This window comes from Lentzea sp. NPDC051213, from assembly GCF_044455585.1.
In the GTDB taxonomy this organism is placed as follows: domain Bacteria; phylum Actinomycetota; class Actinomycetes; order Mycobacteriales; family Pseudonocardiaceae; genus Lentzea.
The window spans coordinates 558,004-574,327 of record NZ_JBITEX010000001.1; the positions used below are offsets into that span (position 1 = coordinate 558,004).

Annotated in this window: 12 protein-coding genes; 6 read left to right on the forward strand and 6 right to left on the reverse strand. The window is 70.5% G+C overall.

The window, feature by feature from the left end; genetic code table 11:
- Window positions 1–40 precede the first annotated feature (40 nt).
- Genes ACIA8G_RS02570 through ACIA8G_RS02585 form a run of 4 tightly spaced genes read left to right on the forward strand, consistent with a single transcriptional unit; the run spans window position 41 to window position 4,408 of the window.
- Window positions 41–766, forward strand: coding sequence for an alpha/beta fold hydrolase (locus tag ACIA8G_RS02570; protein ID WP_396416481.1), 726 nt, complete (start codon window positions 41–43; stop codon window positions 764–766).
- Window positions 763–1,890 carry a glycosyltransferase gene (locus ACIA8G_RS02575; RefSeq protein ID WP_396416482.1) on the forward strand — a complete coding sequence of 376 codons (1,128 nt, stop codon included), beginning with the start codon at window positions 763–765 and terminating at the stop codon, window positions 1,888–1,890. The genes ACIA8G_RS02570 and ACIA8G_RS02575 overlap by 4 nt, the downstream gene beginning before the upstream one ends.
- On the forward strand, window positions 1,887–3,635 hold the full coding sequence (locus ACIA8G_RS02580; RefSeq protein ID WP_396416483.1) for a methyltransferase domain-containing protein: 1,749 nt from the start codon (window positions 1,887–1,889) through the stop codon (window positions 3,633–3,635). Before ACIA8G_RS02575 ends, ACIA8G_RS02580 begins: the two co-directional genes overlap by 4 nt.
- A complete protein-coding gene (locus ACIA8G_RS02585) occupies window positions 3,632–4,408 on the forward strand; it encodes a hypothetical protein (RefSeq protein WP_396416484.1) in 777 nt (258 codons plus the stop codon). Before ACIA8G_RS02580 ends, ACIA8G_RS02585 begins: the two co-directional genes overlap by 4 nt.
- Here the strand turns inward: ACIA8G_RS02585 and ACIA8G_RS02590 are convergent.
- From ACIA8G_RS02590 to ACIA8G_RS02600, 3 genes are all read right to left on the reverse strand, one after another.
- Window positions 4,405–6,645 carry a glycoside hydrolase family 3 N-terminal domain-containing protein gene (locus tag ACIA8G_RS02590; RefSeq protein WP_396416485.1) on the reverse strand — a complete coding sequence of 747 codons (2,241 nt, stop codon included), beginning with the start codon at window positions 6,643–6,645 and terminating at the stop codon, window positions 4,405–4,407. The genes ACIA8G_RS02585 and ACIA8G_RS02590 overlap by 4 nt on opposite strands.
- Window positions 6,646–6,982: 337 nt before the next feature.
- Complete coding sequence (locus ACIA8G_RS02595) at window positions 6,983–7,492, reverse strand: hypothetical protein (RefSeq protein ID WP_396416486.1); 510 nt, start codon at window positions 7,490–7,492, stop codon at window positions 6,983–6,985.
- A 33-nt stretch (window positions 7,493–7,525) separates the two neighbouring features.
- Window positions 7,526–8,728: a Kelch repeat-containing protein gene (locus ACIA8G_RS02600; protein WP_396416487.1), complete on the reverse strand. Its 1,203-nt coding sequence runs from the start codon at window positions 8,726–8,728 to the stop codon at window positions 7,526–7,528.
- Between the two features lie 95 nt (window positions 8,729–8,823).
- On the opposite strand from ACIA8G_RS02600, the gene ACIA8G_RS02605 reads away from it, so the two are divergent.
- Window positions 8,824–9,480: a TetR/AcrR family transcriptional regulator gene (locus ACIA8G_RS02605; RefSeq protein WP_396416488.1), complete on the forward strand. Its 657-nt coding sequence runs from the start codon at window positions 8,824–8,826 to the stop codon at window positions 9,478–9,480.
- Between the two features lie 35 nt (window positions 9,481–9,515).
- Window positions 9,516–11,117: an asparagine synthetase B family protein gene (locus tag ACIA8G_RS02610; RefSeq protein ID WP_396416489.1), complete on the forward strand. Its 1,602-nt coding sequence runs from the start codon at window positions 9,516–9,518 to the stop codon at window positions 11,115–11,117.
- Here ACIA8G_RS02610 and ACIA8G_RS02615 read toward each other — a convergent pair.
- The 3 genes from ACIA8G_RS02615 to ACIA8G_RS02625 form a co-directional block, all read right to left on the reverse strand.
- The gene (locus tag ACIA8G_RS02615; RefSeq protein WP_396416490.1) at window positions 11,102–14,185 is read right to left on the reverse strand and encodes a S8 family serine peptidase; all 3,084 of its coding nucleotides are present in this window, start codon (window positions 14,183–14,185) and stop codon (window positions 11,102–11,104) included. The two genes, ACIA8G_RS02610 and ACIA8G_RS02615, sit on opposite strands and share 16 nt — an antisense overlap.
- A 64-nt stretch (window positions 14,186–14,249) precedes the next feature.
- Window positions 14,250–15,608: a hypothetical protein gene (locus tag ACIA8G_RS02620; protein WP_396416491.1), complete on the reverse strand. Its 1,359-nt coding sequence runs from the start codon at window positions 15,606–15,608 to the stop codon at window positions 14,250–14,252.
- Between the two features lie 9 nt (window positions 15,609–15,617).
- Window positions 15,618–16,235, reverse strand: a complete 618-nt coding sequence (locus ACIA8G_RS02625; protein ID WP_396416492.1) for a TetR/AcrR family transcriptional regulator — start codon at window positions 16,233–16,235, stop codon at window positions 15,618–15,620.
- Window positions 16,236–16,324 lie beyond the last annotated feature (89 nt).

A 16,324-nucleotide genomic window follows, 5' to 3' on the forward strand; every position in this document is an offset into this window, starting at 1 on the left:
CCGAGGGCTGCGATTCCACGTGCAGCGGCTCGGGCCGGCAGTGTCTGACCAAGCAGGGCATCCGACCGTGGTGTTCGTGCACGGCCTGGTGATGGACAACCTGTCCAGCTTCTACTACACGCTCGCCGCGCCGCTCGCGAAAAGCGGCTACGGCACCGTGCTGTTCGACCTGCGCGGGCACGGCCTGTCCGAGCGGCCCCCGTCCGGCTACACGCCGGAGGAGAGCGCGCTGGACCTCGTGGCCGTGCTGGACGAGATCGGCGTGACCGAGCCGGTCTACCTGCTGGGCAACAGTTACGGCGGCGTCGTCGCCATGCACGCGGCGGTCCAGGCGCCCGAACGGGTCGGCGGGGTCGTGCTCGTCGAGTCGGCGTGCGGGGGAGTGGTCGGCGACGCGTGGTTCGAGGACATCACGAACACGCTCACGGTCGCGGCGCTGGGCCTCGAGTTCGACCGGACCCAGGACCAGCTGATGGCACTCGGGCAACGCAAGATCGCCCGGCTCGCCGTGAACGCCAACGCGTTGCTCAACGGGACGACGCTCATCGACGACCTCGGCTCCGGCGCGAAGCTCGACCTGACGCAGGTGCGGTGCCCGGTGCTCGGGGTGTACGGCTCCGAATCGGAACTGATCGGGGCTGCGGCCGAGCTGCACGAGCGGATCCCGTCGTGCCGGCTGCACATCGTCTCCGGGCTCGGGCACACGGTGCTGCGCGAGGCGACGGCCGAGCTGCTCGACGTGCTGCTGGACTGGTTGCCGTCATGAGCCGGTTCCTGTTCGTGGTGCCGCCGCTGACCGGGCACGTCAACCCGACCGCCTCGGTCGGTGGCGAGCTGCTGGCGCGCGGCCACGAGGTGGCGTGGGTCGGGCATCCGGGCACGCTCACGCCGCTGCTGCCGGACGACGCGGTGGTGTTCCCCGCGATCGACGACTTCCTGGAAGCCGACATCCGGGCGCAACGGGAGCGGTGGCTCGCGTTGCGCGGGATGGCGGTGCTGAAGTTCTTCTGGGAGGAGTTCCTCATCCCGCTCGGGCACTCCATGGTGCCGGGCGTGTCGGGCGCCGTCGCGGAGTTCGCCCCGGACGTGATCATCGCTGACCAGCAGGCGCTGGCCGGGCCGTTGGTGGCCAAGCACGCCGGTCTGCCGTGGGTGACCTCGGCGTCCACCTCGGCCGAGCTGGTCAATCCACTGAGGACGATGCCGAAGGTCGACGCGTGGGTGCGGGACATGCTGCACGACTTCGCGGGTGGCGACATCAGGTTCTCGGAGCTGCTGGTGCTGGTCTACAGCTCGAAGTCGCTGGTGGCGGAGGACTTCGGGGACGAGGTCGCGTTCGTCGGGCCCGCACTCGCCCATCGCGTGGAACGCGCGGACTTCCCGTGGGAGCGGTTGACCGGCAAGCGACGGGTGCTGGTCTCGCTCGGCACGTTGAACGGCCCGGCGGGCGAACGCTTCTTCAGCCAGGTGCTGGAGGCGGTCTCGGAACTCGACCTCCAGGTGATCATGGTCGCCGAACCGCGTCCTGGGCCGCCGAACGTCCTCATGCTGCCGTCGGTGCCCCAGCTCGCGCTGATGCCGCACCTCGACGCGGTGATCACGCACGGCGGGCACAACACGGTGTGCGAGGCGCTGGCGCACGGACTGCCGCTGGTCGTGGCCCCGATCCGGGACGACCAGCCGACCGTCGCCGCCCAGGTCGTGGCGGCCGGAGCCGGTGTGCGGCTGACCTACTCACGGGCTCGCGCGGCCGACATCCGGTCCGCGCTGGAGTCCGTTTTGGATGAACCGGAGTACGCCACCGCGGCGGAACTGGTGCGGGAGTCGTTCTTGGCGGCAGGCGGCGCAGCGGCCGCAGCCGACCGACTGGAAAAGGTGGTGGCCGGGTGATCCTCAGCGTGGTGGTGGTGCTGGTCGTCCTGTTGGACGTGCTGCGCCTGCGTTCCCGCGCGTCCAAGCTGCGAGTGCTCGCCACGGGCGCGGGCGAGCACTCGCTTCTCACCGCCACGGGTGTCCATCCCGAGGGCTCGTGGGAGAGCGACGCCGATCTGGTCGACCTGGTGCCGCGCGACCTGCCGACGGTCGCGGCGCTCGACCTGCTCGGCTCGGTCGATCCGGCCAAGTACCGCGACGACCAGTGGGCACGGGGCATCAGCGCCTCGCAGGCCGTGCTGGTGAGCGCGCAGTACAAGGAGGACGTGAACCCGGACGACCCCACCGAGTTCGTGGCGTTCGTCCGCCGGGTCAAGGATCACGTGCACGCTCAGGTGGACATCGCGGTCGCTCCCGGCCTGCGGTCAGGGCCGTACGACCTGGGCTACCGCGCGGCCACGTTGCGGCAGTTCGGCAAGCGGCCGTCGCTGTGGATCGCGGGCTCGGTCATCGGCTACGCGGCCGTCGTCACCGCTCTGGTCACGGCCTGGCCGTGGGGACTGGTCGCGCTGGCGGCGTACTGGGCGCACCCGATCCTGGTGTTCGCCGGAACGCCGCTCAAGCCAAGGGATCTGTGGGTACCGCGGTTCCTGCGCACGCCGTACCTGTGGGTGAAGACCGCGAACGGCAAGAAGTCCACGGCCGAACGCCGGCAGGCCGAGCACCTCAAGCAGGCCGCGCCCTGGTACGAGGAGAACCGGCATCGCGACTTCCACGAGGCGCGCCGCGACGACTGCCCGTCGTGCGGCAGCCTGGACCTGCGCCGCTGGGTGACGGCCACGGACCTGGTGCAGCGCAAGCCCGGCAAGTTCACGATGGACCGCTGTGTCCGATGTGGACACGTCTGGCAGAACCCCCGGCTGTCCGGAGAGGGACTGGGCTTCTACTACCGCGACTTCTACGACGGCCTCGGCGAGACGTCGGCGGAGGCGGTGTTCTCCGGCAAGACCGATCCCTACTACGGCCGGGCCCGCATGGTCGAGCCGTTCACGAAACCCGAGCGGTGGCTGGACGTCGGCTCCGGGCACGCGCACTTCTGCCTGGGCGCCAAGGAGGTGCTGCCCGCGACCGTGTTCGACGGGCTCGACCAGGGCGCCGCGATCGAGGACGCGGCCAGGCTCGGGCGGATCGAGCAGTCCTACCGGGGCAGCTTCAAGGACTTCGCCGGCGAGCTCAAGGGCCGCTACGACGTGATCAGCATGCACCACTACCTGGAGCACGTGCGCGATCCGTGGGAGGAGCTCGACATCGCCGCGGACGTGCTGCCCGACGGCGGCTACCTGCTGATCGAGCTGCCGGACCCGGAGTGGGGGCTCGGGCGGTTGTTCGGCCAGTACTGGATGCCGTGGTTCCAGCCGCAGCACCAGCACATGATGCCGATCGGCAACCTGGAGCACGCACTGGCCGACCGCGGGCTCAAGACCGTGGCTACGGAACGCTCGAAAGCGCACATGTGCAACGACTTCACGCTGGCGTTGTTGCTGTGGCTGGGGAACATCGCGCCACGCACGCCCGCACCGTGGCGGCCGGAACGCGTCCGGTTGCGCCGGACCAGGAGCCTCCTGGTGTGGTCGCTGGGGATTCCGGCGTTCTTCGTCGCGCTGGCGCTGGACCAGACGGTGAACCGGTTCCTGGCGCACCGCAGCGACCGCGGCAACGCCTACCGGCTCCTGGCCCAAAAGGAATCGGTGCAGCAGGCATGATCGACATCGCGGACCGGCCGGAGATCGCGCCGGAGCTCAGGCTGGTGCCGCACGCGTTCCGCCAGACGTTCGGCCGCCCGGCCACCGGTGTCTGGTACGCGCCGGGCGTGCTGAACCTGCTCGGCGGTGCGGTGCGGGTGCAGGCCAAGTGGGGCGCCATCGTGGCAGGCGAACGGCGTGAGGACGGCAAGCTCGAACTGGTCTCGGTGAACCGGCCGACCGAACGGGCACTGCTGCCAGCTCAAGATGTTCCTGCGTGGGCGGCACCGCTGACCGGCTCGAAGGGCGGCGCGACGTTGATGTGCAGCGTCGACCTGCCACAGGGCAGTGGCCTGTCGGCAGGCGAGGCGCTGCGGACGGCGGTCGGGCTGGCGCTGCGGGATCTCGCGGCCGAGCGGTTCGAGGAACCCCCGGCGGTGCCGCTCGACCTGCCAGGTCAGCGGCTGCTGGTCGTCGACACGCGGGTGCGCAGGCCGCAACCGCAGCAGGAAAGGCCGTTCACCCCGCGGACCGAGGACCTCGGCGCCGAAATGACCGCCTACCACCACGTCCAGGTTCCCGACCCGGAACAGGACGCGGTGGTCCGCGCCGCACTGGCCGCCGGAGCGCGCGGTGCCTGCATGCTGATCGATCCGCCGGGCAGGCCCGCGGTCGCGCTGGTCGACGCGGACCTGGTCCCGGCGGTGAAGAAGGCGATCACGAGGGCGGTGGAGGTGCCTCCGCGCTACCTCACGATCGTTCCTCGTTCTCTCAATAACTTCAGTGTTACTTAAAACTGAGGCTTCACCGTGAACTCCGCACTGCGGAGCTCCTTCGAACTCGGACCGACCAGCAGGACGAACTCGCCCGGCTCGACCACCCGGAGCCCCTGAGCGTCGACGATCGAGCAGGCCGCGACCGGCAGGTCGATCCGCACGGTCGCGGTCTCGCCCGGTTCGAGGTCGACCTGCTGGAACGTCTTGAGCTCCTTGTCCGCCCAGCTGACCGACGTCACGGCGTCGCTGACGTAGACCTGCACCGTCTCGCGCGCGGGACGGGAGCCGGTGTTCGTCACCGTGATCGAGGCCTGGACGGTCTCGTCGGGACGCAGCACCGCCGTCTCCACGCGCAGGTCGCCGTACTCGACCGTGGTGTAGGACAGGCCCTCGCCGAACGCGAACGCCGGTTCCTGGGTGAGGTCGGCGTAGCGGGTGCCGTGCTGGCCGCGGATCTGGTTGTAGTAGGTCGGCTGCTGCCCGACGTGGCTCGCGAACGAGATCGGCAGGCGCCCGCTCGGTTCGATGAGGCCGTGCAGCATCTCGGCGATGGCCCGGCCGCCCTGCATGCCGGGGTTGGCCACCCACAGCAGCGCCGCGGCGTTGCGCGCGGACTCGGGCAGCACCAGCGGCTTCGACGCGAGCAGCACCACGATCAGCGGCTTGCCGGTCCCGGCCAGTGCGTCGAGCAGCGCGATCTGGCCACCGATCAGGTCGAGCGTGGCGGTGGAACGGCTCTCGCCGACCAGCTCGATCCGGTCGCCGACCACGGCCACCACGTAGTCCGCGGCCTCGGCGGCGGCGACGGCCTCAGCGATCAGGTCCGCGTCCGGCGGGCAGGGCCGCACGATCTCCGGCCGCGGCTGGCCGTCGGGGAACGTGTCGCCGGCGGGGTCCGGTACGAGCGTGAGGATGTCCGCGCCACGCGCGTACGTGACCTCTCCGGCCGAGAGCTCCCGGAGGCCGTCCAGGACCGTGGTGATCATGTCGCGCGGCTGGCCGTTGGGCAGCCAGTCGGCCTGGCCGGACGAGCCCGCCCAGTCGCCGAGCTGGGTCTGGGCGTCGTCGGCGAGGGGGCCGACGACGGCGATCTTGGCCTTGGGCTGCTGCAACGGCAGCACGCCGTCGTTGCGCAGCAGCACGAGCGACCGGCGCGCGACCTGGAGGTTGAGCGCGACGTGCTCGTCGTGGTTGATCATCGTGCGCTGGCGCTCGGTGTCGGGCCTGCGGGGGTTCTCGAACAGCCCCAGGTCGAACTTGAGCGTCAGGATGCGGGTGACCGCGCGGTCGAGGTCCACCTCGGCCAGCAGGCCTTCCTCGACGGCCTGCAGCGCGCCCTCGAAGAACTGCGGGGTCGTCATGATCATGTCGTTGCCCGCCTTCACGGCGGCCGCGGCGGCGTGGGCGTGGTCGGGCTGCAGCTTCTGCTCCCAGACCATGCGGCCGACGTTGTCCCAGTCGGTGATCAGGGTGCCCTTGTATCCCCACTCGCCGCGCAGGACCTCGTCGAGCAGCCACGAGTTGACGGTGATCGGCACGCCGTCGGTCGTCTGGTAGCCGAGCATGAACGTGGCGCAGCCCGCGCGGGCGACCCGTTCGAACGGCGGCAGGAACCACGACCGCAGCTTGCGCCGCGACAGGTCGGCCTCGCTGGCGTCCCGGCCGCCCTGCGTCTCCGAGTAGCCCGCGAAGTGCTTGGCGGTCGCGAGGATCGCCGTCGGGTCCTCGAGGCCGTCGCCCTGGTAGCCGCGGACCATCGCGGCCGCGAGCTCGCCGATCAGGACCGGGTCCTCGCCGAACGTCTCGTCGACGCGGCCCCACCGCAGGTCCCTGGTGATGCAGAGGACCGGGGAGAACGTCCAGTGCACGCCGGTCGCGGCCGCCTCGACGGCGGTGACGCGCGCGACCTGCTCGACCAGGTCCGGGTCCCAGGACGCGGCCATGCCGAGCTGGGTCGGGAAGATCGTGGCGCCCTCGTGGAACGAGTGGCCGTGGATGCAGTCCTCGGCGATGAGCAGCGGGATCTGCAGCCGTGTGTTGTTGGTGAGGTCGTGCGCGCGCAGGACCCGTTCGGGCGAGGTGTGCAGGATCGAACCGACGTGCTTGCGCAGCACGTGGTCGTCCAGGTCCTCCCTCGAGTCCAGCTGCATCATCTGCCCGACCTTCTCGGGCAGTGTCATGCGCCCGATCAGGTCCGCGACCCGGTCGGCGGTCGGCAGAGCAGCGTCGAGGTAGGGCACGTCGTCGCGATCCATGTGGTCTCCGGAGGGCTCGTGCGGCGGCAGCGTGTGGGAGCGCTCTCATACTTAGTAGCCGAAACCGGTTCCGGGCGAAACAGGTTTCCCGAATTCCGGTACAAACGGATCGGTTGAGAGGCGGCTCAACTACCCCGAACGGACAAACCCGGCTGCCCATTCGAACAGCCGGTGAGGTCGGATGGGCTCAGCGTGAGCCGCCGGAATTTCGGCCGCGACCACGACCAGCCCCCGCTTGCCCTCTGTCACGCGGGGCCCTTTCGTCCACTCCTGGGGCACGAAAGCTCCCCGCGTGTCGGAAAGTGGGGCTGGTGGGGATTGTGTGAGTGAACAGGCGCTACTGGCGCGAGGCCTTGGCGCCGCTCGGTGAGATGGCGAACCAGCGGTTGTCGGTCCCGTGGCCGGTGGCGTCGCCCGCCTGCTCGTCGTCGACGTACCGGTACACGGGCCGGCCGCCCAGGGTGACCTGCTGCGTTCCGTCCGGGCGCTTCATCGTGCCGAGCAGCTTGGGGTCGAGCGCGGGGGCGTCGAACTGGCCGCCCTTCGCCAGCAGTGGCGGCCAGACCAGCGTGCACTCCGGTTCGAGGCAGGTGGAACTGGGCGGGCTCGTGCCGTCCTGCTCGTTGAAGTACAGGGTGTAGTGCTCGCGGTCGGCGACGACGGAGCCGACCGCGGGCGACTCTTCCACCTGCAGTTTCGCGATGTCGCCCGGCAGAACCTTGGTCGGGCCCGCAACGGGTCCGGCCGCGGCCTCCAGTTCCTCCAGCGAGGCGGTCTCCTCGGGCTCCTGGGCGGAACAGGCGCCGAGGCAGGCGAGCATCAGAGCGAAGACGGCGATTCGACTCACGTCAGGGTCTACGCACGGGAGGTGGGGGTCGGTTCAGCGCGGGCGGTAGGCGTCGTTGACGTCCATCGGCGCGCCGCCGCCGCGGTTGCCGCCGCCGGGGATGTGGACGGTGTCGCCGACGCCGATGGCCGCGGTGCCGTGGCGGGGGACCGGCATGGGGGCGAGCCTCTCCCAGCGGTCGAGCCGGGTGTCGTAGGCCTGGGTCTCGTCGAAGACCGTGTTCACGCCGTTGACGACCTTGCCCTCGCCGCCGAACGTGTAGATCTTCGTGCCGACCACGGCCGACGCGATCCCGCCGCGCGGGGTGGGCATGGGCACGCGTTCGGTCCACCTGCCGCCCTGGAAGGCGTAGACGGTGTCGCGGACGTTGACCTGACCCCGGTCGCGGCCGCCGACGACGTAGAAGGTGCCGCCGACGACCGCGCCGCCGACGTGGTCACGGGCCTCGGGCAGGGACGGCAGCGTGGTCCACCGGCGGGTGATCACGTCGTAGGAGTGCACGTCGGCGACGGTGTCCTGGAGGCCGCCGGGGCCGGGCGTGAGGGTGCGCATGCCGCCTGCCAGGTACACGCGGGTGCCGTGCACGCCCACGGCGGCGCTGCCCCGCTCGATGCCCTTCGGCATGGGCGGCAGGGCGGTCCAGCGGTCGGTCGCCGGGTGGTAGACGAAGCTGTCGCCCAGCGCCTGCCACGACGCGCCGCCGGACAGTCCGCCCAGGACGTAAAGCCTGCCCGCGACCGCCACGACGTTCGGGTGGTTCATCGGGACCGGGAGCGGGGCGGCCCGTCGCCACGTGTTGGCGCGGGTGTCGTAGACCTCGACGTCCGGCACGGTGACGACGCCACCGTTGCCGTCCGGGCGGATGCCGCCGACCACGTACACGTGCCGGCCGAGGGCAGCCACGCTGTGCTCCTGGCGCGGGCCGCCGGCGATCGGGGCGCGCTGCTGCCAGCCGCTGCCGTACACGGCTGGAGCTGTCGGCGTGGCTGGAGCCGTGGGCGTGGCTGGAGCCGTGGGCGTGGCTGGAGCCGTGGGTGCGGCTGGAGCCGCGGGCGCGACTGGAGCCGCAGGCGTGGCCGGAACCGCGGGCAAGGCCGGAACCGCGGGCATGGCTGGAGCCGCGGGCATGGCCGGAGCCGCGGGCGTGGCCGGAGCCGTCGGATGGTCGGGGTGGGCGTAGGCGGTGGCGGGGAACGCCAACGCTGTGACCAGCGTGGCGAGGGCGATGCGCGACATGAGGCTCTCCGGTGGTTATCGCTGATACCGTGATGTCAGTATCGACGCTAACAGGCCTCGTATAACGGTGGCAACATCCGCTATAGTGTGGTTATATGAGCGAGCAGTCGCAGGTGCGCCGGCGCATCCTCGACGCGGCCACCGAGCTGGGCGTGGACGCGTCGATCCGCGACGTGTGCGCGGCGGCGGGGGTGACGCCGCCGACCGTCTACCACTACTTCGGCGACAAGAAGGGCCTGCTCGACGCCGTCGTCGCGGAGGGGTTCGAGCGCTACCTCGCCGAGAAGCGCGAACGCGCCGAGTCCGCTGACCCGGTCGAGGACCTGCGCCGGGGGTGGAACGGGCACGTCGAGTTCGGCCTGCGCAACCCCGCCCTCTACGGCCTGATGTACGGCGGCGCGCGCACAGCGCCGCATCCCGCCGCCGCAGAAGGCGAACGGATCCTGCGGCGCATCGTCACGCGGATCGGCGAGGCCGGCCTGCTGAGGATGCCGGTGGACGACGCCGTGCAGACCATCCACGCGGCCACGGTCGGCACGACGATCCTGCTGATCACCTCGCCCGGCCTGCCCGGTCTGTCCGAACGGACCCGCGAGGCCGTGCTCGGGTCGGTCCTCGTGGCCACGCGCGCCGAGTCGGACCTGGCCACCGCGGCGGACACCCTGCTCGTGCTGCTGGCCGGCACCGACGCTCCGCTGACCCCCGGCGAACTGGCAATCCTGCGGGAATTGCTGGTCCGGCTGGCAATCTAGGCGTTCACCCGCGCCGGAGCCGGTTCACTTTCACCATGTCAGGCATCACCGGATGGGTCAGCTTCGGCCAGGACCTCACCATCCGGCACGACGTGCTCGCCGCGATGACCGCGACGCTGGCCCCGCGCGGCCCCGACGCGGGCGGCATGTGGACGTCCAAACACGCGGCGCTGGGCAACCGCAGGCTCGCGGTGCTCGACCCGGCCGGCGGCGCGCAGCCGATGTCGGTGGAGCACGTCACGATCACCTACAACGGCGAGGTCTTCAACTTCCAGGAGCTGCGCGCCGATCTGCGCGGCCGCGGCCACCGGTTCACCACCGGCACGGACACCGAGGTCGTGCTGCGCGGCTATCTCGAGTGGGGTCTCGGTGTCGTGGAGCGGCTCAACGGCATGTTCGCGTTCGCGCTGTGGGACGCCCGCGGCCAGCGACTGGTCCTGGTGCGCGACCGGCTCGGCGTGAAGCCGCTGCACTACTACCCGGTCGGCAACGGCCTGCTGTTCGGCTCCGAGCCCAAGGCGATCTTCGCGCATCCCGCGTCCCGCAAGGAGGTCGACGCGGACGGGCTGCGCGAGCTCTTCACCCACTCCCACACGCCCGGCCGCAGCGGGTACAAGGGCCTGCACGAGGTGAAGCCCGGCACGATCCTCACCGCCGACCGCTCCGGCCTGCGCGAACACGTCTACTGGCGGCTGGAGACCGCGCCGCACCTGGACGACGACGCGGAGACGGCCGAGGAGATCCGCCGGCTGTTGCAGGACACCGTGGCGCGCCAGCTCGTCTCGGACGTGCCGGTCGGCGTGCTGCACTCCCGTTCGATCGCCGCGCTGGCCGCGGTCCCGGCGTTCTCCCTGAGCTTCGGGGGTGACGCGCCGATCGCCGGGCACGAGGAGATCGTGCTGGATCCGGTCGAGCTCGCGCAGTTGCGGATCGATGCCGTGCGGGCACGGGATCTGCCGCAGGGCGCGGGAGATCTGGACTTCTCGCTGCTGGCGTTGTGCCGGGTGCTGCGGGACCGGGTCAGCGTCGTGGTGTCCGGTGAGGGCGCGGACGAACTGTTCGGCGGCCACCCCTGGTACCACGAACCGATGGTCCAGCAGGCGCACACGTTCCCGTGGCTGGTCGGCTCGCGGGCACCGTTCCTGCGCCCGGACGTCCTCGAGATCCTCGACCTCGACACGTACGTCGCGGACGGCTACGCGACCGCGATCAGGGAGATCGGCCGGCTGCCGGGCGAGGCGGACCAGGACTGGCGGCTGCGGAAGATGACCTACCTGCATCTCACCCGGTACCTGCGGGTGCTGCTCGACCGGCTGGACCGGATGAGCGCGGCGGCGGGACTGGAAGCGCGGGCACCGTTCACCGACCACCGGCTCGTCGAGTACGTCTACAACGCACCGTCGTCGCTGAAGACGTTCGACGGCAAGGAGAACTACCCGTCCGTTGAGGACAGCCGGTACGTCGCCGTGCTGCGGGACCAGTACCGGGAACTGGCAAGCGACCACCCGGTGTTCGAACTGGTCGACCGGGCCTGGCGGGTGGACGCCGAACCGGACCGCGAGACCCGTGGTGCGCTGGAGCAGGTGCTGGATCTCGCAGAGTGGCTCGACGTCCACCGGCCTCACTTGAAGCTGTAGGAACGCAGCACGGTCTGGGTGACCGAGTTGCCCGCCTGGTCCTGCGCGGTCGCCCGCACCGACACGAAACCGGCCGTGCGGGGGTGCGCGATCAACGCGTGGCCGGAGATGATCGGCACGCGCCGCCAGCTCTTGCCGTCGTCGAACGAGACCTCCAGCGCCAGCTTGGTGATCCGCGACCCCGCCGGCTTCTGCACGTCCACCTTCAGGCAGTGCAACCGGCCCGCACGGGCCTCCTGGGCAGCGGACGTCCGCACGACGAGCAGCGGCAACGGGCCGTCGACGAGCTTGTCCGCGATCTTCCAGGTGGCCTCGGCGGACGTGCCGGTGGTGGCCCACGGCAGCGTGCGCACGGCCTGCGACCTGAGCTCGTAGACACCCGCCTCGGGCGCGGTGAACGAGCCCCAGCCCGGGAGCGTGGACGAGCCGATCACCTTGCCGTCCTTGGAGAGCGTCGTGCTCGCCGTCAGTGCGGCGTTCTGCGACTGCCGGAAGGTCTCGGTGCCGGCGGAGGAGAACAGCGGGATGAAGACGTTCAGCTTGCCCGCCGCGCGTCGCGCGCCCCAGCCGAGGTCGATCGGGCCGGTGGCCGGGCCGACCGGGGCATGACCCCACCGCACCTCGTACTTCTTGCTCTCGAACGTGCGGCGCAGCATCGTCTCCGACTCGTACCGGTACACCGGCTGGATCTCCATGTGGTACAGGGTGTTGCTCCAGGTCAGCTCCTTGGAGGCCCAGTAGTGCTCGGTGCGTTCCAGCGGCAACGTCGTGTTGCGCAACGGGATCAGGCCGCCGGACGAGCCGGGGAACGAAGCGAACACGCCCCGCAGGCCGATCGTGTCCGGCCTGTCGGCCGCGTAGGACGCCCGCACGTGCGCGAAGTCCTTGCGCTGCGCCACGTACGCGAGGTTGTCCGGGATCCCGTTCTTGTCCCACCAGATCGGGCGCCACAGGTCCGCCCCGGCGACGAGCGCGGGGGAGAAGTGGAACGTGAAGACCCGGTCGGTGATCTTGCCGGTCGGCGTGGCGAAGAGCGGGGCGGTCCCGTCGGTCACGTAGGTGACGCCCGAACGGCCGACGCTCACGCCGAAGTCGTTGGACTCGGAGGTGGTCTGCACGCCCTGCACCGCCGAGGTGAGCGGAGTGGCGGTGCGGGAGTCGAGCGTGATCGCGGTGTCCTTGTCGATCTTCAGCGCGGTCTTCGCGACGATCGACCTGGCGCCGGCCACGTTGCCGACGTACGGGTCGGCGAGCGCCGCCTGGACGTCGTAGGTGCCCCTGGGCAGGCGATAGGTGTACTCGCCCTGGTTGAAGCCGTAGATCGACGCGACGCCGAGGCCCGTGGCCGTGTTGACGATGTTGCCGATCGACATCTGCGGCACGGCGCCGTTGCGGCCGATCGTCTTCACGGTCAGGCCGAAGCGCTCACCCTCCACGAACCCGCCGACCGCGGTGCTGAGGCTGAGCGTCGGGTTCGAGGCGACGATCCGGCCGGTGAAGTCGCCCTCGGTCCCGGTCGGGACCGTGACGTTCACCGACGCCGTGCCTCGAGCCGGAACCGTGAGCGCGGTCGTGTCCACTGTGTACGGTGCGGGTGCCTTGACGTCGAGCACGATCGGCGCGTCGCTGTCGTTGCGGTAGGTCAGGGTCTTGGTGACGGGACCGGTGTGCGGCCACTTCATCAGCCCGAACGAGAGGCTCGCTGGTGACGTCGTGAGGGTCGCGGTCTTCGCGATGTCGAGCCGCCCGGCACCCTGCGCGTAGACGGACAGTTCCAGGGGCTTGCTCGCGGCCATCAGCGCGGCCTTGAGCTGCTCGGCCTTCCAGTCCGGGTGCTGCTGGGCCAGGATCGCCGCCGCGCCGCTCACGTGCGGCGTGGCCATCGAGGTGCCGGACGCGGTGGTGTAGTTGGCGTCCACGGGCGTGCCCATCGACGTGCCGGCCGCGCGGGCCGCGATGATCGAGCTGCCGGGCGCGGCGATGTCGGGCTTGATCGCGCCGTCACCGACGCGCGGGCCGCGGCTGGAGAACGGGCTGAGCGCGTCGGCCTTGGTGACGCTGCCGACCGTCAGCGCGGCGTCGGCGGCACCGGGGCTCGCGACCGAGCCGGCCGCGCCCGCGTTGCCGGCGGCGATCACGAACAGCGTGCCGGTCTGGGCGGTGAGGTTGTTGACGGCCTGGGACATCGGGTCCGTGCCGTCGGTCGCACTACCGCCGAGGCTGAGGTTCACGACCTTCGCGCCGCTGCTCGCGGCCCACTCCATGCCCTCGATGATCGCCGAGTTGGGGCAGCTGCCGTTCTGGTCGCACACCTTGCCGACCAGCAGTTTCGCGTCAGGGGCAACGCCCTTGTACTTGCCGCCGGCGGCCGCGCCGGACCCGGCGATGATGCCCGCGGTGTGCGAGCCGTGGCCGTGCTGGTCGATGCTCGCGCCACCGGCCGTCAGGAAGTCCTTCTGTCCCACGACGACGCCCTGGAAGTCGGGGTGCGCGGGGTCGTAGCCGGAGTCGAGGTCGGCGACCGTGACGCCCTTGCCGGTCCAGCCGGCCTGCCACGCGGCGGGTGCGCCGATCTGGGCGTTCGACTCGTCGTCGATCAGCCGGGCGTTGGCGTCGAGCCAGATCTTCCTGACCGAGCTCGTGGCCATGATCGCCTGGTCGGCCGTGACCGCGGTGGCGTTGATGCTGCTGAGGTACCGGCCGCCCAGGATCGCCGGCCCGTCGTGGCTGACGATCAACGGCAACGGCTTGCCCGCGAACCCCTCGCGCACGAGCGCGGTGACGTTGAAGAGGCGCTTGTCGACCCGTCCGGACGCGACGTCGTCGACCGCGTCGGCCGGGAAGACGAACGCGTCATCGTTGTCATCGTGCCGGACGAACTCCACCTTCTCGCGCCCGTCCGCGGCCTTGACCTCGACGTCGTTGCCGCGCACGAACACCCGGTCACCGGTGATCAGCGTGATGACCTCGGGCTGGGGTGGTGCCGCCGCAGGAGGTTCCTGGGCGTGGGCCGGGACTGTCGGGGAGAGGAGGGCGAGCGCCGAGAGTGCGGCGACGAATCTGCGCATGGCTGTCCGTTCGCTGGCAGGGAGGCGGCGGACGAGCAGACGCTATCGATCTCTGAAAGCGTTGTCACCACATGAAAATCAGTCGTAACAAGAAGATGATCAGAACCAGCGCCGGGAACAGCAGCAGAACCTTGCCGAACACCGCGAGCATCTTGGAGTTGATCCTCATACCCATCGCTCTGCGGCGCGTTCCCACGGACTCCAGCGCTGCCTGCATCGCGCGGGCGACGTAGAACACCGGCGCGCCGTACCGTTTCTTCTCGCCGGCGAACGGACCGACTCGCTGGACCCTCTCTTGCCAGTCGCGATCGAAGACAACGACCTCGGACGTCCACATGTGTTTACTCGGCACGAGCAGCATCAGCTTGCCGGGTGGCTGGGTGGCGCGCGCCTGCTCGATCTCCCACCGCAACCCCTCGCCCTCGCCGAGCCGCAGCACGATCAGCTGCGACAGCTCCATCAGCCGCAGCACGCCGGGCTGCCAGTCGTCGAACGGCAGGTAGAACCGTGCCGCGCCGAGCTGGGGCAACGGCTCGCCCGGCCGCCCGACCGCGATCACCGGTCCGAACGCCCCGAGCGCGCCGACCAGCTGCTCCTCCCGCGAGTGGATCGTCAGCAGCCCGGACGCCAGCGAGCCGAGAATGCCGTCGACCACCGCCGCGTGCTGGTCGTCGTCGAAAGCCCTGAGGTACAGCACGGGTTTGCGCCACTCGGCCTGCAACACCTGCGCGGCGGCTTTGGCCGACCGCGGGCGTGAGTACCGCAGGACGTAGTACGCCGAGGCGATCGCGATCACGCCGCCGATCAGCATGAATCCTTTGACATCCCAGGGGATCTCCATGGTGCGAGTCACCGCTACGACCGCCATGAAGCCCGCTATGAGGAGCGTGTAGCCGATCGCGGTGACCATCATGAAGACCGGCCGCCGCCATCTCGGGCGTGGTGGCACGAACTGGTCGACCAGTTCGACTACCTCGGCGTTGGCCGCCTTGCGGCGGTGGCGGAGGGTTAGTGCGGCGGCTCCGAGTACCGCGCCGGTCACCAGCCACGGGGTGGCACGCGTCCAGGCGTTGGCGGCGTCTTGGGTGAGGGTGGTCCGGTCCTCCTCGATCTTCGCGGGCACGTCTCCGGCGAACCGGCGGGCGAGGTCGAAGTCGCCGGCCTCGGCCGCGTCGGTGCCGAGGGAGATCGAGGCACGGGACCTGCTGCGGGAGGGTGCGTGGTCGCGGAACCAGTCGCTGACCGCGCGGGCGTCTGGTGCGGAACCGCGGTCGAGGGCGGCGAGGAACGCCGCTTGCTGGGCGGAGGCGTCGTCGAAGGCGGTGCGCTCGCGCTGGTCGATGCCCGCTGAGATCGCCAGCATCAACGCCACATAGCCGACCACGGTCGCAGCCGCCATGACGAGCCGGGTCACCGTTCGCACGGCCCGATGCTAGGGCCGCGTGATCGCGCTCAACATGAGTTCGCGGATCTCGGCCGCGATCTCCTCCACCCCCAGCGGCGGTTCGTGCGCCTGCCACTCCCGCAGCAGCCCGGTGATCGCCCCGACCAGCGCGATCGCCGTCAGCCGGTACGAGCGCTGCGGCGCCACCCCGGCCGCCGCCGCGCGCAGCGCCTCGGACTCGATGAACTCCGCCCACGTGTTCACCCAGCGCACGTGCTGCTGCTCGATCTCCGCGTTGACCCCCACGGCCTCCACGTAGTTGAGCCGTGGCGCACGTGGGTCTGCGGTCACGCTGCGCACGAACACGTCCAGCAGGGTCGTGATGCGCGTGGTGAGGTCGGCGGTCTCCAGCTGTGCGAGTGAGGTGCGGACCTCGGTGAACGCCGTGGCGTTGATCAGGTCGTGCAGGTCGCGGAGCAGGTCTTCCTTGCTGCCGAACTCCTCGTAGAAGTTGCGGGTCGAGACGCCGGCCTCGGTGCACAGCTCGGAGATCTTGGTGGCCGCGAAGCCCGTGCTGGTGAACAGCGCCAGGCCGGCCTGCAGCAGCTTCGCCCGGCGCTCAGCCTTGCGCTGCTCGGGTGAGATGCCGCCGTAGGCACGTGCCACCGGGGTGCTCCAATCTGGTAACAGGCGTTGTCAGATTACGTCGGGGCAACCTCGCGCGCACCCCAGGCGTCTAGACCTTTGCGCGTGGC